Raw genomic sequence first — 22777 nt, forward strand, 5'->3', positions numbered from 1 at the left:
TTGAAAGTTGTACGACAGGAAAACGACAGCTTCCAGCGGCGAAGCTCGGAGTCCTGAGGACCCGATCAAGGAGTTTCGTCCGTGACGACCGTCCAATCGCCACCCGTACCCCCCACGGCGATTCGTCCCAAAATCGTGGCCCGTACCGGCCTCTACGCCCTGGTCGCCGCCAACGCGGCCGTCGTGGCCTTCTTCTTCGTCCAGGCCGGTTTCGACTCCGGTGCGCTGATGGTGCTGGGCCGCTTCACCGGCCTGTACGCCGCGCTGCTGATGGCGTTCCAGCTGCTGCTGGTGGCCCGGCTGCCCTGGCTGGACCGCCGGATCGGCATGGACCGGCTGACCTCCTGGCACCGCTGGGTCGGCTTCGGGCTGCTGTGGACGCTGGTCGGGCATGTGGTGTTCATCACCTTCGGCTATGCCGAGCTGTCGTCGACGGACCCGCTCAGCCAGCTGATCGACCTGGCCGAGACCATCGAGGGCGTGCTGCGCGCCCTCGTCGCCTTCGTGCTGATCCTCGTGATCGGCGCGGTGTCGGGCCGCTGGGCGCGGCGCCGACTGGCGTACGAGACGTGGCACTTCCTCCACCTGTACACCTACGCCGCCGTGGTGCTGGCCTTCACCCATCAGGTCGCGGTCGGTACGACGTTCACCGCGTCGCCCGCCGCCACGACGTACTGGTACGCGCTGTGGGGCGTCGCCCTCGGCTCGGTGGCCGTCGGCCGGCTCGCCCTGCCGCTGTGGCGGAACTGGCGTCACCAGCTGCGCGTCTCGGCGGTCGTCCCCGAGTCGGACAACGTGGTCTCCGTCTACATCACCGGACGCGACCTGGACCGGCTGCCCGCCCGGGCCGGACAGTTCTTCCTGTGGCGGTTCCTGACGAAGGACCGCTGGTGGCAGGCCAACCCGTTCTCCCTCTCGGCCGCGCCCGACGGCCGCACGCTGCGGCTCACCGCGAAGGCCGCGGGCTCCGGCTCCGCCGCCCTGCGGCACGTCAAGCCGGGCACCCGGGTCTTCGCCGAGGGCCCCTACGGTGCCTTCACCACGATGCACCGCACCCGGCCCGAGGCCGTGCTCATCGCGGGCGGCGTGGGCGTCACGCCCATCCGGGCCCTGCTGGAGGAGCTGCACGGCCACGCGGTGGTCATCTACCGGGTCGCCACGGACCGCGACGCCGTCCTCTACGACGAGCTGCGGGAACTCGCCCACGCCAAGGGCGCCGACCTGCACCTGGTGACCGGCCCGCCCGTCCCCGACAGGCTGGCCCCGGCCGAGCTGGTCCGGCTGGTGCCGGACATCGCCGACCGGGACGTGTTCCTGTGCGGACCGCCGCCGATGATGAACGCGGTGCTGGGCAGCCTGCGCGAGCTGAACGTGCCCAAGCAGCAGACCCACTTCGAACGCTTCAGCCTGGCGGGATGAGAGAGACATCGTGAAGCGAGCCATTCCTGTCCTGGTCCTGTCCGTAGCGGGCCTCATCCCCGTCTGGCGCTACGAGCCGTCCACCGGCTCCACCCCCACCACGGAGGCCGCCGCCCCCGCCTCGACGCCGTCGGGGTCCTCCTCCCAGGTCGTGAAGGGCACGGTCGTCACCACCGAGAAGGGCGACGTACAGGTCGAGGTGACGTTCGCCGACGGCAGGATCACCGCCGTCCGGATGCTGAAGCAGCCGAACCACCCGCAGACGACGGCCGCGGTGCCGAAGTTGATTGCGCAGACGTTGGAGGTGCAGAGCGCGGACATCGACACGGTGTCCGGGGCGACGATCACGAGCGACGGCTACAGGGAGTCGCTCCAGGCCGCGATCGACCAGCAGACGACCGCCGCCGCCTCACCGTCCGCCGCCTCGCGGGTCGTCGCGGGCTCGACCGTGAACACCGAGAAGGGTGACGTGCAGGTCGAGGTGACCTTCGCGGGCGACAAGATCGGTTCGGTGCGGATGCTGAAGCAGCCGAACCACCCGCAGACGACGGCCGCGGTGCCGAAGTTGATTGCGCAGACGTTGGAGGTGCAGAGCGCGGACATCGACACGGTGTCCGGGGCGACGATCACGAGCGACGGCTACAGGGAGTCGCTCCAGGCCGCGATCGACGCGAAGGGCGCCTGACGTGCACCGCGTCGAGCACGTCATGGGGTTCCCGGTCTCGTTGCGGGTCGACGACGAGCACGTCCCCGACGAGGCCGCGGACGCCGTCTTCGCGTGGCTGCGCGAGGTCGACGAGCGGTTCAGCCCGTTCAAGGCCGGCAGCGAGGTGTCCCGCCTCGACCGGGGCGAGCTGCGCGCCGACGAGGTGAGCGCCGACCTCGCCGAGGTCCTCGACCTGTGCGAGCACTACCGCGTCGAGACGGGCGGCGCCTTCGACGTACGGCTGCCCGGACGCGGCCTCGACCCCTGCGCGGTGGTCAAGGGCTGGTCCGTGCAGCGGGCGGCGGAGCTGCTGACCGCGGCCGGCGCGCGGCGCTTCTGCCTCAACGCCGGCGGCGACGTCGTCGTCTCCGGGGGCCCCTGGCGGGTCGGCGTACGGCACCCCGAACACGCCGACAAGTTGTGCACCGTTCTCGCCCTCACCGACGGCGCGGTGGCCACCTCCGCACGCTACGAGCGCGGCGACCACATCCTCGACGGCCGCACCGGCCGCCCGTCCACCGGCCTCCTCAGCTTCACGGTCGTCGCCTCGACACTGACGGAGGCGGACTCCGTGGCCACCGCCGCCTTCGCGATGGGCCCCGAGGGCATCGAGTGGGCGGCCGCACGAGAGGGCTGCGAGGTGTACGCCGTGGACGCCGAGCGGCGTGTGCTGCGGACGCCGGGGTTCCCGGGGGCGGGGGCGGCGGCCGCGTGAGCCCCGCCCCCGTGCGGGTGCTTCAGCTGACGTCGGAGGCGTCCAGGCGGTAGAGGCCGCTGTAGTCGGAGACGGCCGTGCCGTTCGCCTTGACCCAGGTCGAGACCTCGGAGTTCGAGGAGCCCTGGCCGCTGTCGCCGATGACGATGTAGTGCAGCTTGCCGGCCTTCACCAGGCTCTTGAGCCCCGCGAGGGTCATCGCGTTGTCGCTGCCGGACCAGCCGCCCATGGAGATGACGGGCTGACCCGACTCCAGGATGATCGAGGACGCGGTCTGGTCGGTGGCGACCGCGACCAGCCAGGTGGCGCCGTCCTGGTTCTTCTTCAGGTACGTGATCATCGCGGACGACACCTGGGTGCCTCCGCCCATGCCGCCACCGCCGCCGCCAGCGGTGCCGGTCGGCTCGCTGCCGGTCCTTGTGTTCGTCGGCGCGCCGCCGCTCTCGTCGGCCGTGCTCGGTCCGCCGTTCGCTCCGCTGGGACTCTGGCCGCCACCCTTACCGCCGCCCATGCCACCACTCGTGTTCGGACCGGCCGTCGGGTTGGTGCCGTTGGGGGTCGAGGAGGCCGCCGAGACCGAGTACGCGGCCGGGCCGGCCAGCAGGGCGACGACCGCGGTCAGGGCCGCGACACCCATCAGACGGTGTCGCCGGGTGAACCGGCCGATCAGCAGGCCGATCACCGCCGCCGCGCCCCCGGTACCGGCCACCACCTCGGCGACCGTGTACAGCGTCCCGGAACCGGAGACCCGCTGGAGCAGCACGACCGCCCAGACCGTGCTCGCCGCGATCGCCGTCGGGAGCACCCAGCCCCACCTGGCCGCCGAGCCCTCACGGAGGGCCTGGTACAGCATCACCCCGCCCGCACCCGCCAGGGCCGCGATGCCCGGGGCCATGGCGGTGACGTAGTACGGGTGGAAGGTGCCCTCGGCGAGGGCGAACGTCAGGTAGTGGAGGACGAACCAGCCGCCCCAGAGCAGCAGGGCCGCCCGCCTGGCGTCGGTGCGGGGAGCACGGCCGCGCAGGACCAGGCCTGCCACCAGCGCGATCGCCGCGAACGGGATCAGCCAGGAGATCTGGCCGCCCATGATGTCGTTGAACAGCCGGTACAGGCCCGCCTCGCCGCCGAAACTCGCCCCGTTGCCCTGCGAGCCCACCGACGAACTCGCCCCGAAGATCCGGCCGAAGCCGTTGTAGCCGATGACCAGGTCCCAGACCGTGTTGTCGGTCGAGCCGCCGATGTAGGGGCGGGAGGAGGCCGGGATCAGGTCGACGACCACCATCCACCAGGCGCTGGACACCACCAGCGCGACCGTGCCGACGGCCAGGTTGCGGACACGTCGGCCGAGGCTGCCGCGTGCCGCCCACAGGTAGACCAGGAAGAACGCGGGCAGCACGACGTACGCCTGCATCATCTTCGTGTTGAACGCGAAGCCGATCGCGACGCCGGACCACACCAGTGGCATCAGGCGTCCGGTGCGCACGGCCTTCATCAGGGCGGCCGCGCCGAGCAGCATCAGGAAGACGAGGACCGGGTCCGGGTTGGTGTCCCGGGTGATGGCGACGGTGATCGGCGTGAGGGCCAGCGTGAGGGCCGCGACGATGCCCGCGACCGGGCCGAAGTCCCGCTTGACCATGCGGTGCAGCAGGGCCACCGAGCCGACGCCGACCGCGACCATCGGCAGGGCCAGCTGCCAGGTGCCGTAGCCGAAGACGCGGGCCGACAGGCCCATCACCCACAGGGCGAAGGGCGGTTTGTCGACGGTGATGAAGCTGCCGGCGTCCAGGGCGCCGAAGAAGAACGCCTTCCAGCTCCTGGTGCCGCTGTAGACGGCCGCGTTGTAGAAGCTGTTGCCGGTGACGGAGGAGAGGTTCCACGCGTACAGGGCCGTGGCCAGCACCAGGACCGCCCACAGCGCGGGACGCGCCCAGCGGGGGTCCTCCGGGGTGCCGGTGAACAGCGCCCTGGTGCGGGAGGCGAGTCCGCCTCGGACGGGCGGGGCGGCCCGGTGCCTGCCCTCCTGGGCGGACGCGGGCGGCGGGGCGAGGATCGTCATGACGCGTACTCCAAGGGCTCCGGGCGGCAAGAGGCGTTCATGGCAGCGACCATCGGGGCCCTGTCTGGGGGAGCGCTGAGCCTGCGGTGAGCGGACGATGAGAATCAGCGGACTCACAGGTCGCCCACAGCCTGGCCTGCCCGGACGCCAAGCCTCGGCCACAGCCGTGCAACATGAGCCGTCTAGACTCTCCCCGCAACGGCCCGCCTCACGGCCAAGAGCGCGGGCGGCATTTTTGCCAGACCCGAAGGGTGTTCGGCGTTTTGATACGGATAGATTCAGTCACCAAGCGGTATCCGGACGGCACGGTGGCGGTCGACCGACTCTCCCTGGAGATACCGGACCGCTCGATCACCGTCCTCGTCGGCCCCTCGGGCTGCGGGAAGACGACGACCCTGCGCATGATCAACCGGATGGTCGAGCCCAGCGAGGGCACCATCCTCATCGACGGCAAGGACATCACGCAGCAGCCGGTCAACACCCTGCGCCGGTCCATGGGTTACGTCATCCAGAACGCCGGCCTCTTCCAGCACCGCACGATCGTCGACAACATCGCCACCGTGCCCCGCATGCTCGGCTGGGGCAAGGAGAAGGCGCGGGAGCGGGCCCGCGAGCTGATGGGCCGGGTCGGGCTCGACGCCTCCCTCGCCAAGCGGTACCCGTACCAGCTCTCCGGCGGCCAGCAGCAGCGCGTCGGTGTCGCGCGGGCGCTCGCCGCCGATCCGCCGGTGCTGCTCATGGACGAGCCGTTCTCCGCCGTGGACCCCGTCGTCCGCAAGGGCCTCCAGGATGAACTCCTGCGTATCCAGGAGGAGTTGGGCAAGACCATCGTCTTCGTCACCCATGACATCGACGAGGCCGTCAAGCTCGGCACGATGGTCGCCGTGATGCGCACCGGCGGCCACCTCGCCCAGTTCGCGCCGCCCGCCGAGCTGCTGTCCGACCCCGCCGACGCGTTCGTCGAGGACTTCCTCGGCGCCGACCGCGGCATCCGCCGGCTCTCCTTCTTCCCGTCCGCCGGCCTTGCGTTGCTGACCTCCCCGATCGTCGCCGTCGACGCCACCGCCGAGCAGATCGCCGCGCGCGCCACGTCGGACGTCCCCTACCTCCTCGTCACCGACGTGGAGGGCAGGCCCCTCGGCTGGAGCGAGCCGGGCGAGCTGGCCGCCGGGGAGATCGTGCCGGAGCGGCTGCTGCCGTACGGGCGGCCCTTCACGGCCGGTACGGGCACGCTGCGGGCCGCGCTCGACTGTGCCGTCCTGTCGCCCACCGGGTGGGCCGTCGCCGTGGACGCGGACGGCAGGGCCGCCGGGGTCGTCTCGCAGCAGACCATCGCCGAGGAGATCCGAGGGGCGCACGCCGAAGGCCGCGCGGGCCGGCAGAAGGCCGCCGGTCGCGCGAACGACCCGAAGGCCGCCGACCCCGCGAACGACCTGAAGACCGCCGGTCGCGCGAACGACCCGAAGGCCGCCGACCCCGCGAACGACCCGAAGGCCGCCCGGTGAACGGCTTCTTCGACATCCCCAGCGACCTCCAGCACAGCTGGCTCGGCCTCGTCGGACTGCACCTGCGCGAGGCGCTGCTGCCGGTTCTGGCCGGCCTGGTCGTCGCGCTGCCGGTGGCCCAGCTGTGCGTGCGCTTCCGCTGGCTGTACCCGCCGGTGCTGTGGGTGACGACCGTGCTGTACGCCATCCCGTCGCTGGCCTTCTTCGTGGTCCTCATCGACTACACCGGCCAGACCGAGCTCACGGTGATGATCCCGCTCACCGTCTACACCCTCGTCGTCCTCGTGCCGGCCATCGTCGACGGCGTCCGCTCGGTGCCCCAGGAGACCCTGGCCGCGGCCACCGCCATGGGCTTCGGGCCCGTACGCCGTTACGTCCAGGTCCAGTTGCCGATCGCCGTGCCCGCGATCATCGCCGGTCTGCGGGTGGCGACGGTGTCGAGCATCTCCCTCGTCAGCGTCGGCACGCTCATCGGCAACCAGGGCGCGCTGGGCAACCTGCTCAACGACGCGACCATCTACAACCGGCCCGAACTCGCGTGGAACGCCGTGATCACCATGGCCGTCCTGGCGATCCTCGCCGACGCCCTGCTGGTCCTCGTACGCGTCCTGCTGACCCCCTGGATGCCGAGCGGCACGCGCCGCCGGAAGACCGAGACCCGGCCCGATCCGGCCGTGCCCGCCCTGAAGGACGCTGCCCGGTGAACGTACTCAACTTCGTCAACGCCTTCTTCAGCGACCACGCCCACTGGACCGGCTACGACGGCATCCCCACGCGCGTCGGGGAGCACGTCCAGTACACCCTGCAGGCGCTCGCCCTGGCCGCCTTGATCGGGCTGCCGGTCGGCCTGGTCACCGGCCACTACGGGCGCGGCGGAAACGCCCTGTCCCTGATCGCCACCGCCGGGCGGGCCCTGCCCACCTTCGGTCTGCTGGTGCTGATGACCCTGTTGCTGGGGTTCGGCCTGGTGAACGTGATGATCCCGCTGGTCGTCCTCGCCGTTCCGCCGATCCTGGTCACGACGTACGAGGCGATGCGCTCCGTCGACCCCTCCCCGGTGGACGCCGCCCGGGGCATGGGCATGCACGAGGCCGGCATCCTCTTCCGGGTCGAACTCCCGGTCGCCCTCCCGCTGATCCTCAGCGGCCTGCGCTCGGCCGCCATCCAGATCGTCTCCACGGCCACCATCGCCGCGTACGTCTCCCTCGGCGGCCTCGGCCGCTACATCGTCGACGGCCTCTACCAGCGCAACTACGAGAAGGTCATCGGCGGCGCCAGCTGCGTCGCCGTACTGGCCCTGGCGACCCTGGCCCTGTTCTGGGCGGTCGCCAGGATCGCGGTGTCACCGGGGGTGCGCAGGAGCGCTTAGAACCTGGCGGCGGATCGGGTCGCGGGAGTCGGCCGCACTCCTGCCGGTCACGCCTGCGAGCGGGCCAGTGCCAGTTCCAGGACGACGAGCAGAGCGTCCCGTACCGAGCCGCGTTCGCGGGCGTCGAAGACGATGACCGGGACGCGGTCGGCGACATCGAGGGCCCAGCGGACCTCGTCGAGGCTGTGCTCGACCTTGCCGTCGAAGGCGTTGACGGCGACCGCGAACGGGATCTGCTTGTGCTCGAAGTAGTCGACGGCCGCGTAGCAGTCGTCCAGGCGGCGGGTGTCGACGATGACCAGCCCGCCGACCGCGCCCTCGACGATGTCGTCCCACATGAACCCGAACCGCTCCTGCCCCGGCGTGCCGAACAGGTACAGCTTCAGGGTGGGGTCGATGGTCAGGCAGCCGAAGTCCATCGCGACCGTGGTCGTGGCCTTGCGCGGGGTGTGCGTGAGGTCGTCCACGCCCGCCGCGACCTCGGTGATCGCCGCCTCGGTGGTCAGCGGCTCGATCTCGGAGATGGCGCCGACGGTGGTGGTCTTGCCCACCCCGAAACCGCCCGCGACCACCATCTTCACCGGCAGCGGCGGCCGTACGGCGGCCCGGTCGGCGGCGACGGGGGCGAGCGGTTCAGTCGGAGTCACGGAGTACCCCCCGGGAGTCGGGAATCGCGCGCAGGCCGTCGATGAGCCTGCGCAGGACGGAAGCGTCGTGGGTGACGTCGGCGTCGGGCACGTGCACCGTCAACTGCCCCGCGTCGCGCAGGTCCTCGGCGAGGACCCGCACCACGTTCAGGTGCAGCCGCAGCCGGGCCGCGAGCTCCGCGAGGGACTGCGGCAGGCGGCAGGCGGCGACGATGTCGTGCTGCTCGAAGGAGAGCCGGTCGAGCGCGTCGAGCCCGGTGACGGTGGCCACCACCTGGGTCTCGACGGGCATCGTCCGGCCGGAGGCGGTGCCCGCCACCCGTCCGGCGGTGACCAGGAACGGCCGTACGGCGGAGGCGGGACCGACCGGGGCCGGTTCGGGGGGCGGCGGGGAGCCGTCCTCGTCGGCGCCGCGCGCAGTGCGGCCGTCCGCCATCGCAGGTCGTCTCCCTCTCTCGGCCGACGGCGGGCGGTCAGCGCCGCGTCGGCTTGGTGGCGCCGACGCTGTTCTTCAGCTCCAGCACGAGCTGCGGACTGAGCGCGGTACCGGCCCGGTTGGCGAACACCGTCATCTCGTAGGCGATGTTGCCCAGTTTGGCCTCCTTGCTGGTGACCACGCCGAGCACGGCGCCGCTGCCGATCGCGGAGACCAGGACGTGGCCGCCCTCCAGGTCGATGATGACCTTGTTGAGAGGGCCGAGGCCGTAGTTGCCGGAGGCACCGGCGGCCAGGCTGGTGATGCCGGAGACGATCGCGGCGAGGCGCTCCGAGTCGGCGTGCTCACGCAGCTCCGACACCGCGATGAGCAGGCCGTCGGAGGAGACGGCGATGGCGTCCACGACACCCGCGGTCTCGGTGGCGAAACGGTTTAGCAGCCAGGTGAAGTCGGCTGCGGCGGCCTGCAGGTCGGTCGGCGTGGTGCCTCCCGTCGGGGTGCCACCTGTCGACGTGCTCACTGCTCGGCTCCTTCCGGGAGGTGGTTCTGGTGGTGCGGTTCACGCGGGCCGGGTTGGTCGTGCCCGTCGGGTTGGTCGTGCCCGTCGCGTGGGGTGGGCTGGGGGGCGTGCGGGTGGTTCTGGGTGGGGCGGTCGTCCGGCGTGCGTCGGTCGTTCGGCGTGTGCCGGTCGTCCGTCGTGTGCCGGTCGTTCATGTGGTGCGCGTCGTGCGGGTCATGCGCGGCGCGCTCTTCGTGTGGGCCGCCGCTGTCGCGGTGCGCGCGCTCCACGGCCTCCTCGAACTCCTCCAGCGCCAGTCGTACGGCGTCGGCGTCGGCGGGGCGGGCGGCTTGCCGCGCGGCCTGCTCGGCGGCGGCACCGACCGTCGTACGCAGGGTGGCTCCCCGGACGCGGCGGCGCAGCGGGCGTGCACCGGGGTCGCCGCCGGCGGGGGGCGGGGGTGAGGAGGGGGTGCCCGCAGCGGGCGTGCCGGTCGACGCGGGGGTGCCCGAGGGACGCGTGCCTGTTCCCGAGGGCGGGGTCGCCCGGGGCGTGCCTGTTTCCGAGGGCGCGGTCGATCGGGGTGTGTCTGTCTGCGAAGGGCGGGTTGCCCGGGGCGCGTCTGTCTCCGAGGGGCGGGTTGCCCGGGGCGTGTCTTTCGCCCAGGACGGGGTCGCCGGGGGCGTGCCCTCGCTGCGGGGCCGGGGGGCGGGCGGCGTTTCCCCGGCTGCGGTGGCGGCGGTGCCGGCGGGGGACGGTGCCTGCGGGCCGCCCGAGGCGTCGTCCCGCCGGGGGACGCGCCGGGGGAGGGGGCCGGGCTCGTCGTGGGAACCGGCCCGTGCGCTCTGGGCCGGTACGGCAGGCAGCGGGACCCGGGCGGCGGTCGTGAGCCCGGCGCGGGCCGAACTCCCGTCACCGGAAGCGGACTTGTCGCCTGCCACGCCCGATGTGGCGCTCGCCGTGCTCACGGCGTCGATCGCGCTCCGGTCGGCCGCCGTGCTCGCCGCGTCGGCCGTGAGCTCCGCCTTCACCGGCCCTCGTGATGCGGCACTCCCGGCCACAGGGGGCACCGTCGGACCGCCGGAGGCCAGCGTGCTCATGGTGAGGAGCAGAGTCGACGGGATCGTCACCTCGGCTGTCACGCCGCCGCCGCGGGTGCGGGAGAGGGCGACGCCGACCTCCCAGCGGCGGGCCAGGGCGCCGACGACGAAGAGGCCGAGGACCTTCGTGGGGACCAGGTCGAGGCGCTCGCGCCGGATGAGGCGGGCGTTCTCCTCCTCCAGCCGCTCGGCGCTCATGCCCAGGCCGTGGTCGGCGACCGTGATCAGCGCGCCCTCGGCGACATCCCGCACGGTCACCTCGACGAGGCTGTCCGCCGGGGAGAACGACACGGCGTTCTCCAGAAGTTCGGCCACCATCAGGGTGAGGTCGCCGATGATGTCGGGCTCCACCATGACCTCGGTCCCGGCGGACAGCCGTACCCGCTGGTATCCCTCGATCTGGCCGAGCGCGGCGCGCACCACGTTGGTGAGCGCGGTCGGGCCGGAGTCCAGGACCGTCTCGCGGATGCCGGCGAGCAGCATCAGGCTGTCGGCGTTGCGGCGCAGCCGGACCGCGATGTGGTCGATGCTGTAGAGCCGTTCGAGTAGCGCCGGGTCGGTCTCCCCGCGCTCCACCGCGTCGATCAGCGCCAGCTGCCGGGTAGTCAGGTTGCTGACCCGGCGACCGACGTTGCCGAACATCTCGGCGGTGTTGCGGCGGCTGAGCACCTGCCGTGCCAGCAGCGCGACCGCGGTGGTCTGCACCCGGTTGAACACCTCGGCGAGCTGGCCGATCTCGTCGCGTGCGGTGACCGGGATCTCGCGCAGCCGCGGCGGCCCGTCGTCCTCGGTGTCGTCGTCGGCGACCCGCGCGAGTTCGCGGTCGGCGACGTCGGCGACCTGCCGCGCGGCGCCGGTGAGGGCCAGCACCGGGCGGACCACTGAGCGGCGCACCAGCACGGAGAAGGCGATCCACAGCGCGAAGCCGATGAGGGTGATGTTCAGCAGCAGCCCGGCCCGCCACTGGGCGCTCTCGGAGGCGTCGTCGGCTCGGTCGGCGATCTCGCCGATGAGCGAGGTGGTGATCTTCAGCCGGCTCTCGGCCTGGTCGCGGTATTCGCCGTAGGACGACAGCGCGTCCTGGAACGCCTTGCGCGCCTCGGCGGGCGTGTCGGCCTGCAACGTGCTGGGGTCGACGGTGAGTTCGGCGTAGTGCCGGCCGATGGTGGCCTGCGGGGTGCTGTGCTCGATGCCGCCGAGCGCGTCGGCCTGCTCCTCCGTGGCGAACCGCGCGAAGCGCTCCGCCTGGTAGGTGTAGACCGCGTAGCTGCCGACCGCGCCGGTGAACTCGATGAGCGCGTTGGAGTCACCGGTGCGCGCCGAGAACACCCCGGTCTCGTAGGCGGCGTGGGCGGCGTCGGCGCGCAGCAGCGAGTCGAGCAGGTTGCCGGTGAAGGTGGCGGCCAGGGCGGCGTTGCGGTCCAGGCCGAGGCCGTCGATGACGCTCTGGGCGGCGTTGGTGTACGCCGGGTCGATGTTGTCGGCGGGCAGATAGCCCTGCTCGATGGTGTCGCGCAAACTGTCCAGGCCGGTGATCTCACGCAGGGCCTGTGCCTCGGTGCCCGGCAGCCGGTCGCCGAAGGTCTCGCGCACCTTGCGGACCTGGGAGTCCACCATCACCTGCGCCACCCGGTAGGCGGTCTGCGAGGGGGTGCCGCCGTCGTTGGTGGCCTCGTGCCGCACGGAGAGCAGGATGGCCTGCTGGTGCTCGGCCTCCAGACGGTCCACGAGCGAGGCCACCTCGGCGCTGTCGCGGACGAGTTGGGCCGCCGACTCGGCGCGGTCGGACTCCTGGACGAGGTCGGTGATGAGGTAGGTGAGGAGTACCGCCACCACGGCGAGTGGAACGCCCAGCAGGACGTTGAGCTTGAGTCGGAACGGCCACCGGTCGGCGAAGCCGTGCAGGCCGTGGAGCCGGCGGACCCCGCGCCGCGAGGGCGCGGGCGCGTCCACCTCGTTCGTGGACACCGGGCCTCCTTCGTGGGGTGTCTCAACCGCGCGCGAAGAACGCACGTGACCGGATCTGATCGACGCGGACTGGTCCCCCCGCGAACGCTGTGACCGTTGTGACCGATGTCAACTGATGTGAGCCTACCGGCTCGCGGAAGGGCCGATCGCGTCGCCCTAAGTCAAGAATCCATTACGAAGCGCCGTCGGTCCCGGCTGCTCCGCGCCCCCGGCTTCTGTTTACCTGTCTTTTACAACTGGTCATGTTTCGAAGCCAATCAGTAACCGGGCCGCTCTTGACTGGGCGAGAACTGGATGGATTGGATCAATCCTGTGATTCCTACCGCGAAGAGCAGCTGGTTCAACCCGAAAAACCCCGGCGTCGCAGCCGTAGCCGTCGCCGCCGCAGCGGTGCTCGTCGCGGGATGTTCGTCGTCCTCCGGCGACACCGAGGACCCGCTCTCCGGAGGCAAGTCGGACGGCAAGACCGTCGTCGTCGGCTCCAACAACTTCGCCGAGAGCATCCTGATCGGCGACATCTACGGAGAGGCCCTGAAGGCCAAGGGGCTCAAGGTCAGCTACAAACCCAACATCGGCAGCCGCGAGACGACCTACGGTCTGCTCAAGAACGGGTCCATCACCGTCCTGCCCGAGTACAACGGCTCGCTCCTCGCCTACCTGGACGCCAAGGCGGAGCAGAAGTCCAAGGAGACCGTGAACGCGGCGGTCAAGGCCAAGCTCGACAGCAAGCTGACGCTGCTGGAGTCGGCGCCCGCCGAGGACAAGGACTCCGTCACGATCAACGCGGCGACCGCGAAGAAGTACAACCTGACCTCGCAGTCCACGCTCGCCGACCTCAAGGACGCCGCTCCGGACCTGGTCATCGGCGGCTCGCCCGAGTTCCAGACCCGGCAGCAGGGCCTGCTCGGGCTGAAGTCGGAGTACGGGCTCGAGTTCAAGTCCTTCAAGGCCCTCGACGCCGGTGGTCCGCTCACCCAGGCCGCGCTGAAGAAGAACACCGTGCAGGCGGCGGACATCTTCACCACGGACCCGACCATCCTCAAGGAGAAGTTCGTCGTCCTGCAGGACCCGAAGAACCTCTTCGGCTTCGCGAACGTGACGCCGCTCGCGTACAAGAGCGGGCTCTCCCAGGAGGGCGTCGACGCGCTGAACGCGGTCTCGGCGAAGCTCGACACGAAGACGCTGCTCGACCTGGACCTGCAGGTGCAGCTGGAGAACAAGGACCCGCTGGACGTGGCCAAGGCCTGGCTGAAGTCCGCCGGCCTGGACTGACCATCGCGTGAGTACCACCGCCGACGACCCGACGCGACCGCCCCCGGCCTCCGGGGACGGCCCCGTCACCCTGGACGGCACCGGCCTCACCGTTGACGAGCTGATCCGGCTCGCCGACGGCGGGGCCGTTCCCGTTGTCGCCCCCGAGGGGTACGACCGGGCCCGCCGCTCCTGGCACACCGCGCAGCGACTCGCCGCGTCGGGGCGGCTCTACGGCCGCGGCACCGGCGTCGGCGCGCACCGTTCCGTCAGCGTCGACACCGACGACGAGGCCTCGCACGGCCTGCGCGTCCTGCGCAGCCACGCCGGTGGCGCCGGGCCGTTGCTCCCCGCCCGCGAGGTCCGCGCGATGCTCGCCGTCCGCGCCAACCAACTCCTCGCCGGCGGCTCCGGCATCCAGCCCGCCTTCATAGACGCTCTCACCGACGCCCTGGCCGGCGGCGTCCATCCCGCCATCAACGCCTACGGCGGCATAGGCACCGGCGACCTCACGGCTCTCGCCCAGACAGGTCTGACGTTGATCGGTGAACGTCCCTGGTTGACGGACCCGTTGGAGAAGGCACACGACCAGCCCGCAGGTGCGCCCACTCCACCGACGGACCCGCACCCCGACCACATGCCCCCCGTTCCCCGCCGCCTGCCGACCCCCGTGGCCCTCCAACCCGGCGATGCCCTCGCGCTGCTCAGCAGTAACGCGCTCGCGCTCGGGCAGGCGGGGATCGTCTGTCATGAGGTCGAGGTGTTGTTGCGGGCGACGCACGCCGTGGCCGGGTTGGCGCTGGTGGCGGTGGGTGGGTCGGGGGAGGCGTATGCCGCGCCGGTGCACGCGTTGCGGCCGTATGCGGGGGCGGCGAGGGCGGCCGGGGAGGTGCGGCGGCTGCTCGGGATGGCGGATCGGCCGGTGGGCGCCGGGCGGCGGATCCAGGACCCCTTCGGCTTCCGGGCGTTTCCGCAGGTGCACGGCTGCGCCCTGGACGCCGCCGACGCACTGCGCCGGATCGTCGAGGTGGAGGTCAACTGCCCCTCCGAGAACCCCCTCATGGCCCCCGACGGCACCACCGCCTACCACCACGGCGGCTTCTTCGCCGCCCCCCTGGGCCTCGCCCTGGACGGACTCGTCCTCGCCCTGCTCCAGACCGCCCAGCTGTCCGTCGCCCGCTTGACCGCGCTCGGCGACCCGGACCTCACCGGACTGCCCGCGTTCCTCGCCTCGGGCCCCGCGAGCAGCTCGGGCACGATGATCCTGGAGTACACCGCCAACTCGGCCCTCGCCGAACTGCGCGCCTGCGCCGCCCCCGCCTCCGCCGGCCACGCCGTCCTCTCGCACGGCCTGGAGGAGGCCGCCAGCTTCGCCTCCCAGGCCGCCCGCCAGGCCCTGCGCGCGATCGACGCCTACGCCACCGTCCTCGCCTGCGAACTCGTCACCGCCGTACGGGCGTCGCGCCTGCACCCCGTGCCCCCACCGGTGCCCACGTTCGCCGTGGCAGCGACCGCCCTGCCCGAGGGCACGGACGACCGCCCGCTGACAGCAGACGTGACCACGGCGACAGAACTGCTGCCCGCACTCGCCGAGTTGTGACCCAGTCCCTGGCAACCTTGACCGTCCGGGCCTGGCTCCTCGGCTCCTCGGCGCTCCGGGGCCTCCGGGCCCCCGAGGGTCCCCGGGGCTCCGGGTCAGGCCTCCGGGTCTCCGGGCCCTGGCCCCTCCGCCCCCGGCTCCTCGGGCCTCTGGGTCTTCGTGCCTCCGGGCCTCCGGTCCCCGGGGCTCCGGTCCCCGGGCCTCCGGTCCCCGGGCCTCCGGTCCCCGGGCCTCCGGTCCCTCGGACCCCAGGGTTTCCGGGTCTCCGGGCCCTCTTGCCCCTCCGGCCCCTGGCCCTCGGGCCCCCTGACAACCTTGGCCATTCGGCCCCTGGCCCTCGGGCCCCCTGACAACCTTGGCCATTCGGGCCCTGGCCCCTCCGACCCCCGGTTCCTCGGCCCCTCGGACCCCGGCCGTCACGGGTCTCGGCCGCCCTGGCCTTCGGCCCACCCGGCTTGCCTGGCCGACCCAGCTGCCCGGCCGACCCGGCCTACCCAGCCGGCCGGGTAGCCCGAGTCGGCCGCCCAAGTTCGGCCGCCCCGCACCTCAACCATCCGCGCCCGGGCCACTCCGCGGCCCGGGCGCCGGGACCCGGCGGCCCCGGCGCCCGGGGGGCTACGCGGTTCGCTTCTCTCGGTGCGGCCCGGCCTGGGCTCAGTACCCGACGTAGAACGTCGCGTCCTGCTTCTCCGTGGTCGTGGAGATGGGGTCGATGCGCAGGACGTAGTTCGAGTGGCGTATGTAGCGGGTCGGGAAGTTGTGCGAGCGGAACGACGCCCAGCTCGCGTCCGCCAGACCCGCCGTGCGGTGGAACGTGGCGTCCGAGGCGAACGTCGACGTGCCGTCGTTGACGTCCAGGCGCAGCTCGTAGTTGTAGTGCCGCAGGTAGCGGGTCGGGTTGTTGACCGACTGGAAGGAGACCCCCGTGCTGTCGGCCAGACCCGGCACCAGCTTCCACTGCGAGTCGGGGTACGGGTCGAAGGGGTAGGGGTCGATGCGCCCCGCGTAGTTGCTGTGCCGCACGTAACGGTCCGGGAAGTTGTACGACTTGAGCCTGTTCCAGGCCGGGGCGCCCCACGCGGCGACCAGATTGTCGTACTGCGCCGAGGTGATCGGCTGGATGCCGCAGTGCTTGGAGTTGAGCGGCTGGGTGTAGAGACGCTGGTCGACCGCAGTCCAGGTGCCGGCCGCGAGGTCGCTGCTCTGCCAGGCGTAGAAGACGCCGTTGGGGGTGTAGGTGTCCCCCCAGAGGTACCAGTTGCCGGAACTCAGCGACTTGACCAGGGTCGGGGCCTCGGTGCCGCCGTGCGAGACCGCGGTGCTGAACGGCGTGAAGCTGCCGGGGTTCAGGGAGGTCGACCTGGCGCCGAGGAGGGTCCCGTTCTTCTTGAAGTACAGGTAGTTGACGCCGTTCACGCCGACGGCCATGTCACCGTCGATCACGTCGTAGCCGGGGTCGAAGAAGACCTGCGGGGCCGACGCCGTGACGAAGTCGGTCGTGTAGTTGACCATGATGACGTTGTGGCCACTGCTGTTGACCGCGGAGTAGATGAGCGCGTACTGCCCGCGGCCCGCGTCCCAGAACGCCTCGGGCGCCCAGCTGTGGGTGTTCATGTCGTGCAGCTTCAACCGGTGGTAGCCGGTGAAGGTGCGCAGGTCGGTGGAGTTCCAGACGTGGACGTACTGACTGACGTAGTTCCAGTCGGTGCCCTTGAGGTCGGTGGCCAGCACGACGAAGGTGCCGTCCTGCTTGCGCAGGATGAACGGGTCGCGCAGCCCGAGCGCCCCTTCGGTGGGTGTGACCACGGGGTTGTTCTGGTTCAGCGGCATCCACTGCAGACCGTCCCGGCTGACGGCCAGGTGCAGACCGTAGTTGGCCTCGAGCATGGTCGTGGACTCGGTGAAGTACGCCATGACGTACGCCGAGTCGGCCGCCTGGGCGGAGCCGGAACCGAGGGTCAGGCTCAGCGGAACGGCGGCGGCCAGGCCGAGGATCGCGCGGCGGGAGGGTTGGGGGGCCGGGGTCATGTGCTCTCCAGGGGTGCGGGTGCCCTCAAGGCGTGCTCGAGCAGGCGTGCTTGAGCAGATGCGCTCAAGCAGATGCACTCAAGCGAGGTCGAAATATCGAACGTGGTTCGGTGGAGCGGTCAGAAGGTAGAGCTGGGGCGGGTGAGCGTCAATGAGACGGACGCGCTTGGCGGAAAACCGCCATGCGACGACCTCGGTCCGTGCCTCAGACGGCGGCGATCAACCGGTCGATCAGCGCGATCAGGACATCCCGGCACGACTCCCGCTCCCGCGCGTCGCAGAGCAGCACCGGGACGTGCTCCGGCAGCGCCAGGGCGTCCCGGACGTCCTGAGGCGGATAGGGGTGCTGCCCGTGGAAGCCGTTGACGCCGACGACGAAGGGGATGCCCCGGCGCTCGAAGAAGTCGACCGCCGCGAAGCTCGCCTCGGGCCGGCGCACGTCGATCAGGACCACCGCGCCCAGCGCGCCGACGGCGAGGTCGTTCCACATGAACCAGAACCGCTGCTGCCCCGGCGTGCCGAACAGGTAGAGCACGAGGTCGTCGCTGATGGAGATGCGGCCGAAGTCCAGGGCCACCGTGGTGGCACGTTTCTCCTCGATGCCGGCGAGGTCGTCGACGCCCAGCCCGGCCACGGTCAGCGGTTCCTCCGTGCGCAGCGGGGCGATCTCGCTGACCGAGCCGACCATGGTGGTCTTGCCGACGCCGAAGCCGCCGGCGATGAGGATCTTGACGGTGTCGGGTGCGGCGGTGGTGTCGGGTGCGGCGGTGGTGTCAGAGCCGGCCAAGGCCGTCCCTCACTTTCTGCAGCAGGTCCAGGTCCGGGGTGGCGCCGGAGACGGGATGCGGCGGACGGGCCGTGATCAGATCCGCCTCCAGCAGGTCGCAGAGCATGATGACGACCACGCTCACCGGGAGGTCGAGATGGGCGGCGAGTTCCGCCACGGCGACCGGCCGCGCGCACAGCCGCAGGATCCGCGCCTGCTCCGGCTGCGGGCGCGCGGCCCGGTCGGGCGGCGGATCCACCGCGGTCACCGTCGTGATGAGGGTGAAGTCGGCGCGGCTCGGCCGGGTCCGCCCGCGGGTGAGGGCGAACGGGCGTACCAGTCGGCCCGCCTCGTCGGCTCCGCTCACCTCACCCGCCGTTGGCGACGACGGGACCGATACCGGCCCGCGGCGCCGCGCTGAGGTGCTCGCCGATCTTCTTCACCAGCATGTTCATCTGGTACGCCACCACACCGACGTCCGCCCCCGGGCCGGTCAGCACCACGAGATGGGCGCCGGGCCCGGCGGCCGTGAGGATCAGATAGCTGTTGGCCATCTCGATCAGCGCCTGGCGCACCGGTCCGCCCCGGAAGTCCATGCTGACGCCCTTGCTGAGACTCATCAGCCCGGACGCCGTCGCCGCAAGGCGTTCGGCGTCATCACGAAGGAACCCGGTCGACTTGCTGACCACCAGCCCGTCGTCGGAGAGCACGACGGCCTGGTTCACGTCGGCGACCCGGTCCACGAGTCCGGTGAGCAACTGGTCGAGCAGGGTGTTCGTGGCGGGGATGGGGCGTGTCATGGCGGTGTCCTTCATGAGCGGTCGGCGGGTGGGGTCGAGTTCGGGAAGGCGCCCGCGGCGGCCGGTTCCTCTGCATCGTACGGCGGTCCTTCGTCGTCCGGCTCCGGCCGTTCGGCGGTCGGCTCCGGTCCTTCGTCGTCCCGCGCCCGGAGCGTGCCGTGCTGGAAGCCGGCGAGCGAGGAGGCGGCGCGCTCCGCGGTGAAGTCCTCGGCGGAGCAGTCCTCCTCGACGGGCCCGGCCTCCTCGCGCAGCTCGACGGGCAGACTGGTCTGCGGGACGCGCCGGGGCAGCGGGGTGAGCCCGTCGGTCCGGGCGGGCGCCGTGGGGGCGGCGACAGGAGCGGTGCGGGCCGGGGCCGGGGCCGGGGCCGGGGTACGGGGCGGCAGGGCCTCCCGAGCGGGCCCGGCTGCCTCGGCGTCCACGTTCCCCGCCGGGTCGCCGGGCGCCTCCAGGACCACGACCTCGTGCGGGATCAGCACGATCGCCGTGGTCCCGCCGTACGGCGAGGAGCGCAGCGTGACCGCGATGCGGTGCCGGTGGGCGAGCCGGGAGATCACGAACATGCCCAGCCGCAGGTCGTCCGCGAGCCCCACCACGTCGAACTGGGGAGGCTCCGCCAACTGGGCGTTGAGCGAGGCGTAGTCGTCCTCGGACATGCCCAGGCCCCGGTCCTCGATCTCGATGGCGAGGCCCTTGGCCACCATCGCGGCCCGCACCCAGACCGGGCTGGGCGATGGGGAGTACACGGTCGCGTTGTCGATGAGCTCGGCCAGCAGATGGATCACGTCCGCGACCGCCGGCGGCGCCAGGCACACCTCCTCCTGGGTGTGCACCTCCACCCGCCGGTACTCGGCGACCTCGCCGACCGCGCCGCGCAGGATGTCGATCAGCGCGACCGGTTCGCTCCAGTTGCGCCCCGGCCGCTCGCCGCTGATGATGACGAGGTTCTCCTCGTAGCGGCGCAACTGGCTGGCCGTGGAGTCCAGTTCGTACAGGCCCTTGAGCACGTCGGGGTCCTGATGCCGGCGTTCCAGCGCGTCGAGCTTGCTGAGCTGGAGGTTGACCAGGTTCTGGCTCTGCCGGGCGATGCCGAGGATCACCTTCTGGAAGCCGCGCCGGGTGTCGGCGAGTTCGACCGCGGTGTGCACGGCGGTGCGCTGCGCGGTGTTGAACGCCTGAGCCACCTGACCCAGTTCGTCGTTGCCGTAGTCGAGCGGGGGCGTCGCCGAGTTCACGTCGACCTTCTCCCCACGGTCGAGCCGCGCAACCACATCGGGCAGCCGTTCCTGCGCCAGGCTCAGCGTGGCCTCCCGCAGACCGCGCAGCCGCCGGGACAGGGACCGGGTGATCCGCCAGGACATGCCGACGCACAGCAGCAGGGCCACCAGGCCGGCGGTGCTCAGCGACGCGGCCTTGAACAGCAGTCCGTCGGCCCGGTCCGAACTGCGTTCGAGGAGTGCGGTCGTCTCCTGCTGGATCAGGTTCGAGTAGTTCTGGGAGAGCTTCGTCATCGCGGTGCTCCACCGCTTCTGCGCGTCCGGCAGAACGATCGTGCGACCGTCGCCGCTCGAGGTGCGGGCGGCGAGCACCTGGTCCTCCACGGACTCCAGGGTCTGCCACTCGGGGCTCCGCAGTATCCGCTCGGTCTCCGCCTTCGCTCCGCCGGTCAGCGCGGGGACGACCTGGTCCTGGACCAGCCAGCGGCGCGCTTCCACGAGCTGCGCGTAGGTGGTCCACGTCTTGCCGTCCATCTGCCCGGACGGCCAGGCCAGGGTGAGCTGGGCGTCCTCCTGGGAGACCAGCTCCGCCGCGTGCTCCAGCGCGACGAGCGGACCGGCCTGCGAGGTGAGGTCGCCGTCGTCGACCTGGGAGAGCTCCTGGAAGGCGTGGACCTGGTCGTCGATGATCGACGTGTACTGGCCCAGCGCCTGCTCGGCGGTGATGTCGCTGGGGTGGTCCACCTGCCCCCGGTAGTACTCCAGGCTGCCCACCGACGCGACGACCGAGTACATCCGGTCCGCGACCCGGGCGGGAGCCTTCTGGATGGCCTCGGACTGGCTCACCAGCTTGGCGACCGCCTCGTCGGTCTGCTTGCGAGCGGCGTCCAGGGCGGCCCGTGAGCCCTTCGGCGAGGCCAGCCACGCCGCCGACAGACTGCGTTCCGCCTGCAGGGCGAGCGTGGCGTCGGTGCCCATGGCGCCGGTCGATCTGCTCAGTTCGGTCTGCGCGCGCAGCCGCATCCCCTCCGAGAACATCTGGATCGTCGTCACGCCCCACATGGCGGCGAGGGTGACGCTGGGTACCAGAGCCAGCAGGATCAGGGAGAGACGGATGGAGCCGAGACGGCGGCGCCGGGCACCTTTCCGTGGAGACATCGTCATCCTTGGGCGATCAGCGGGGAGCTGGGGGAGGGGACAGGGAGAGGGGACGGGGGAGGGGGAACCGCCAGGTCAGCGGGTTCCGTTGGCGGCGAATCCGGCTACCGCGGCGACGTTCGCCTTGGTGACGAACGCGGGGCCGGTGAGCACCGGCGCCACACTGCCGCCACTGATGTTGCCGTTGGTTCTGTACAGCCACAGCGCGTCCACGGCGAGGTAGCCCTGGAGGTACGGCTGCTGGTCCACGGCGAACTGCACGTCACCGTCACGGACCGCCTCGACGAGGTCCTTGTTCAGGTCGAAGGTCGCCACGCGCGCCCGGCTGCCCGCCTTCTTCACCGACTTCACCGCGGCGAGCGCGAACTGCGCGCCCATCGTGACGACCTCGTCGATGCTCGGGTCCTGCTCCAGGCTCGAGGTGACCGCGGCGGACATCGCGTCCATGTCGCTGCCGTCCACGTAGAGCATGTCGGTCTCGCCGCCGAACGTCTTCTTCACGCCCGCGCAGCGCGCCTCCAGGCTGATGTTGCCCCGCTCGTGGATGACGCACAGGGCGTGCTTGGCCTTGAGCGCGTTCAGCTTGTCGCCCACGGCCCGGCCCGCGACGCTCTCGTCCTGGCCGAAGTACTCGAGCACCCCCGCGGACTGCCAGGCGTTGACACCGGAGTTCAGGCCGACCACCGGAATGCCCGCCGCCTTCGCCTCGGTGACCGGTGCCTTCATCGCCTGCGGCTTGGCCAGGGTCAGGGCGATGCCGTCGACCCGGTCGTGGACCGCCTCCCGTACCAGCTCCGCCTGCCCCGCCGCGTCGGAGTCGCTCGCGTACGTCAGGTCGATGTCGTCCTTCGCGGCCGCCGCCTCGGCGCCCTTGCGCACCAGCTCCCAGAAGTCGTCGCCACGCCCGCCGTGGGTGACCAGGGCGATCTTCAGCCGCCCGGTGTCCGCCCGGCCCGCCGCGTCCGCGTTCGCGTCGGACGGCGTGTCGCCGAAGGCGGAGCAGCCGGCGAGGAGGAGGCACACAGCGGCGGCGAGAGCCGTGACGCGCACGGATCTGCGGGGGGAGGGAGGTGGGAGGGGAGTGTTCATCGGGGGGTGCACCTCGCTGTGCGGCAGAGCAGGAGGAAGGAGTGAGCACGGTCGGAGCCACCGGAAGGGCGCCGTCCGAGACACATTCGCTGGCTCGGAGCCAACCGTGTGTGACCGCCGGTAGTCAAGTGAGCAACCACGTGCAGTGAGTTGCCGCTGCCGCATCGTGATCTGCGGTGCGGGATCAAATATCCTTTTCTCGGGGCGAGTTCGTGCATCCACTCGATATCCGGACGCGAGTTTTCCTCCCCACGGTCGCCCCCGGCGCAGGAAGTTCTCCACAACTGAGCCCTGGCCGAAACCAGTCGGTGTCCCGCGCTGGTCTCGCCGGTGGGGCAGGAGACGGGCACCCAGACCGTTCCGGATCCGCGACGGGACGCGGACCGGGCGCAGGAGGCATGAGGCGGTGGCGGTCGGCAGGAGCGGCAAGGGCGGCGGGAGCTTCGAG

The 22777-nt window shown here is 71.5% G+C and carries 19 protein-coding genes; 8 read left to right on the forward strand and 11 right to left on the reverse strand.

Going from position 1 to position 22777, the window contains the following annotated elements:
- Positions 1 to 81 precede the first annotated feature (81 nt).
- The 3 genes from ACFYWX_RS15305 to ACFYWX_RS15315 are packed head-to-tail and all read left to right on the forward strand — an operon-like array spanning position 82 to position 2840.
- On the forward strand, positions 82 to 1419 hold the full coding sequence (locus tag ACFYWX_RS15305; RefSeq protein WP_389424481.1) for a ferric reductase-like transmembrane domain-containing protein: 1338 nt from the start codon (positions 82 to 84) through the stop codon (positions 1417 to 1419).
- A gap of 10 nt (positions 1420 to 1429) precedes the next feature.
- Positions 1430 to 2104, forward strand: a complete 675-nt coding sequence (locus tag ACFYWX_RS15310; RefSeq protein WP_389424482.1) for an FMN-binding protein — start codon at positions 1430 to 1432, stop codon at positions 2102 to 2104.
- 22 nt (positions 2105 to 2126) lie between these two features.
- Positions 2127 to 2840, forward strand: a complete 714-nt coding sequence (locus tag ACFYWX_RS15315) for an FAD:protein FMN transferase (RefSeq protein WP_389424674.1) — start codon at positions 2127 to 2129, stop codon at positions 2838 to 2840.
- 22 nt (positions 2841 to 2862) lie between these two features.
- Here ACFYWX_RS15315 and ACFYWX_RS15320 read toward each other — a convergent pair whose 3' ends face one another.
- Positions 2863 to 4896: an ArnT family glycosyltransferase gene (locus ACFYWX_RS15320; RefSeq protein WP_389424483.1), complete on the reverse strand. Its 2034-nt coding sequence runs from the start codon at positions 4894 to 4896 to the stop codon at positions 2863 to 2865.
- A 263-nt stretch (positions 4897 to 5159) separates the two neighbouring features.
- On the opposite strand from ACFYWX_RS15320, the gene ACFYWX_RS15325 reads away from it, so the two are divergent.
- Genes ACFYWX_RS15325 through ACFYWX_RS15335 form a run of 3 tightly spaced genes read left to right on the forward strand, consistent with a single transcriptional unit; the run spans position 5160 to position 7770 of the window.
- Positions 5160 to 6401 carry an ABC transporter ATP-binding protein gene (locus tag ACFYWX_RS15325; protein WP_389424484.1) on the forward strand — a complete coding sequence of 414 codons (1242 nt, stop codon included), beginning with the start codon at positions 5160 to 5162 and terminating at the stop codon, positions 6399 to 6401.
- Entirely contained in the window at positions 6398 to 7105 is a 708-nt protein-coding gene (locus ACFYWX_RS15330; protein WP_389424485.1) for an ABC transporter permease, read from the forward strand. The genes ACFYWX_RS15325 and ACFYWX_RS15330 overlap by 4 nt, the downstream gene beginning before the upstream one ends.
- The gene (locus tag ACFYWX_RS15335; protein ID WP_389424486.1) at positions 7102 to 7770 is read left to right on the forward strand and encodes an ABC transporter permease; all 669 of its coding nucleotides are present in this window, start codon (positions 7102 to 7104) and stop codon (positions 7768 to 7770) included. Before ACFYWX_RS15330 ends, ACFYWX_RS15335 begins: the two co-directional genes overlap by 4 nt.
- A gap of 47 nt (positions 7771 to 7817) precedes the next feature.
- On the opposite strand, the gene ACFYWX_RS15340 is transcribed toward ACFYWX_RS15335, so the two are convergent.
- From ACFYWX_RS15340 to ACFYWX_RS15355, 4 genes are read right to left on the reverse strand one after another with little or no spacing between them, the layout of a single operon-like run.
- Positions 7818 to 8417, reverse strand: coding sequence for an ATP/GTP-binding protein (locus ACFYWX_RS15340; protein ID WP_389424487.1), 600 nt, complete (start codon positions 8415 to 8417; stop codon positions 7818 to 7820).
- Positions 8404 to 8853, reverse strand: coding sequence for a DUF742 domain-containing protein (locus tag ACFYWX_RS15345; protein WP_389424488.1), 450 nt, complete (start codon positions 8851 to 8853; stop codon positions 8404 to 8406). Before ACFYWX_RS15345 ends, ACFYWX_RS15340 begins: the two co-directional genes overlap by 14 nt.
- Positions 8854 to 8890: 37 nt before the next feature.
- Positions 8891 to 9373: a roadblock/LC7 domain-containing protein gene (locus ACFYWX_RS15350; protein ID WP_389424489.1), complete on the reverse strand. Its 483-nt coding sequence runs from the start codon at positions 9371 to 9373 to the stop codon at positions 8891 to 8893.
- Positions 9370 to 12420 carry an ATP-binding protein gene (locus ACFYWX_RS15355; protein ID WP_389424490.1) on the reverse strand — a complete coding sequence of 1017 codons (3051 nt, stop codon included), beginning with the start codon at positions 12418 to 12420 and terminating at the stop codon, positions 9370 to 9372. The genes ACFYWX_RS15350 and ACFYWX_RS15355 overlap by 4 nt, the downstream gene beginning before the upstream one ends.
- A 294-nt stretch (positions 12421 to 12714) precedes the next feature.
- On the opposite strand from ACFYWX_RS15355, the gene ACFYWX_RS15360 reads away from it, so the two are divergent.
- Together ACFYWX_RS15360 and ACFYWX_RS15365 are read left to right on the forward strand one after the other, a co-directional pair.
- On the forward strand, positions 12715 to 13692 hold the full coding sequence (locus ACFYWX_RS15360; RefSeq protein ID WP_389424491.1) for an ABC transporter substrate-binding protein: 978 nt from the start codon (positions 12715 to 12717) through the stop codon (positions 13690 to 13692).
- Between the two features lie 7 nt (positions 13693 to 13699).
- Entirely contained in the window at positions 13700 to 15271 is a 1572-nt protein-coding gene (locus ACFYWX_RS15365; RefSeq protein WP_389424492.1) for an aromatic amino acid ammonia-lyase, read from the forward strand.
- Positions 15272 to 15925: 654 nt separating this feature from the next.
- Here the strand turns inward: ACFYWX_RS15365 and ACFYWX_RS15370 are convergent.
- The 6 genes from ACFYWX_RS15370 to ACFYWX_RS15395 all read right to left on the reverse strand — a co-directional run bounded on the left by ACFYWX_RS15370 (position 15926) and on the right by ACFYWX_RS15395 (position 22329).
- On the reverse strand, positions 15926 to 17299 hold the full coding sequence (locus ACFYWX_RS15370) for a glycoside hydrolase family 43 protein (protein ID WP_389424493.1): 1374 nt from the start codon (positions 17297 to 17299) through the stop codon (positions 15926 to 15928).
- Between the two features lie 205 nt (positions 17300 to 17504).
- Positions 17505 to 18086, reverse strand: a complete 582-nt coding sequence (locus ACFYWX_RS15375; RefSeq protein WP_389424494.1) for an ATP/GTP-binding protein — start codon at positions 18084 to 18086, stop codon at positions 17505 to 17507.
- Positions 18073 to 18432 (reverse strand): DUF742 domain-containing protein, encoded by a 360-nt coding sequence (locus tag ACFYWX_RS15380; protein WP_389424495.1) that lies wholly within the window; start codon positions 18430 to 18432, stop codon positions 18073 to 18075. The genes ACFYWX_RS15375 and ACFYWX_RS15380 overlap by 14 nt, the downstream gene beginning before the upstream one ends.
- Position 18433: 1 nt before the next feature.
- Positions 18434 to 18865, reverse strand: coding sequence for a roadblock/LC7 domain-containing protein (locus tag ACFYWX_RS15385; protein WP_389424496.1), 432 nt, complete (start codon positions 18863 to 18865; stop codon positions 18434 to 18436).
- An 11-nt stretch (positions 18866 to 18876) separates the two neighbouring features.
- Positions 18877 to 21240: a nitrate- and nitrite sensing domain-containing protein gene (locus tag ACFYWX_RS15390; RefSeq protein WP_389424497.1), complete on the reverse strand. Its 2364-nt coding sequence runs from the start codon at positions 21238 to 21240 to the stop codon at positions 18877 to 18879.
- Positions 21241 to 21315: 75 nt separating this feature from the next.
- Positions 21316 to 22329, reverse strand: coding sequence for a substrate-binding domain-containing protein (locus ACFYWX_RS15395; RefSeq protein WP_389424498.1), 1014 nt, complete (start codon positions 22327 to 22329; stop codon positions 21316 to 21318).
- Between the last annotated feature and the right edge of the window lie 448 nt (positions 22330 to 22777).

It is taken from the genome of Streptomyces sp. NPDC002888, assembly GCF_042888465.1.
Classification (GTDB): domain Bacteria; phylum Actinomycetota; class Actinomycetes; order Streptomycetales; family Streptomycetaceae; genus Streptomyces.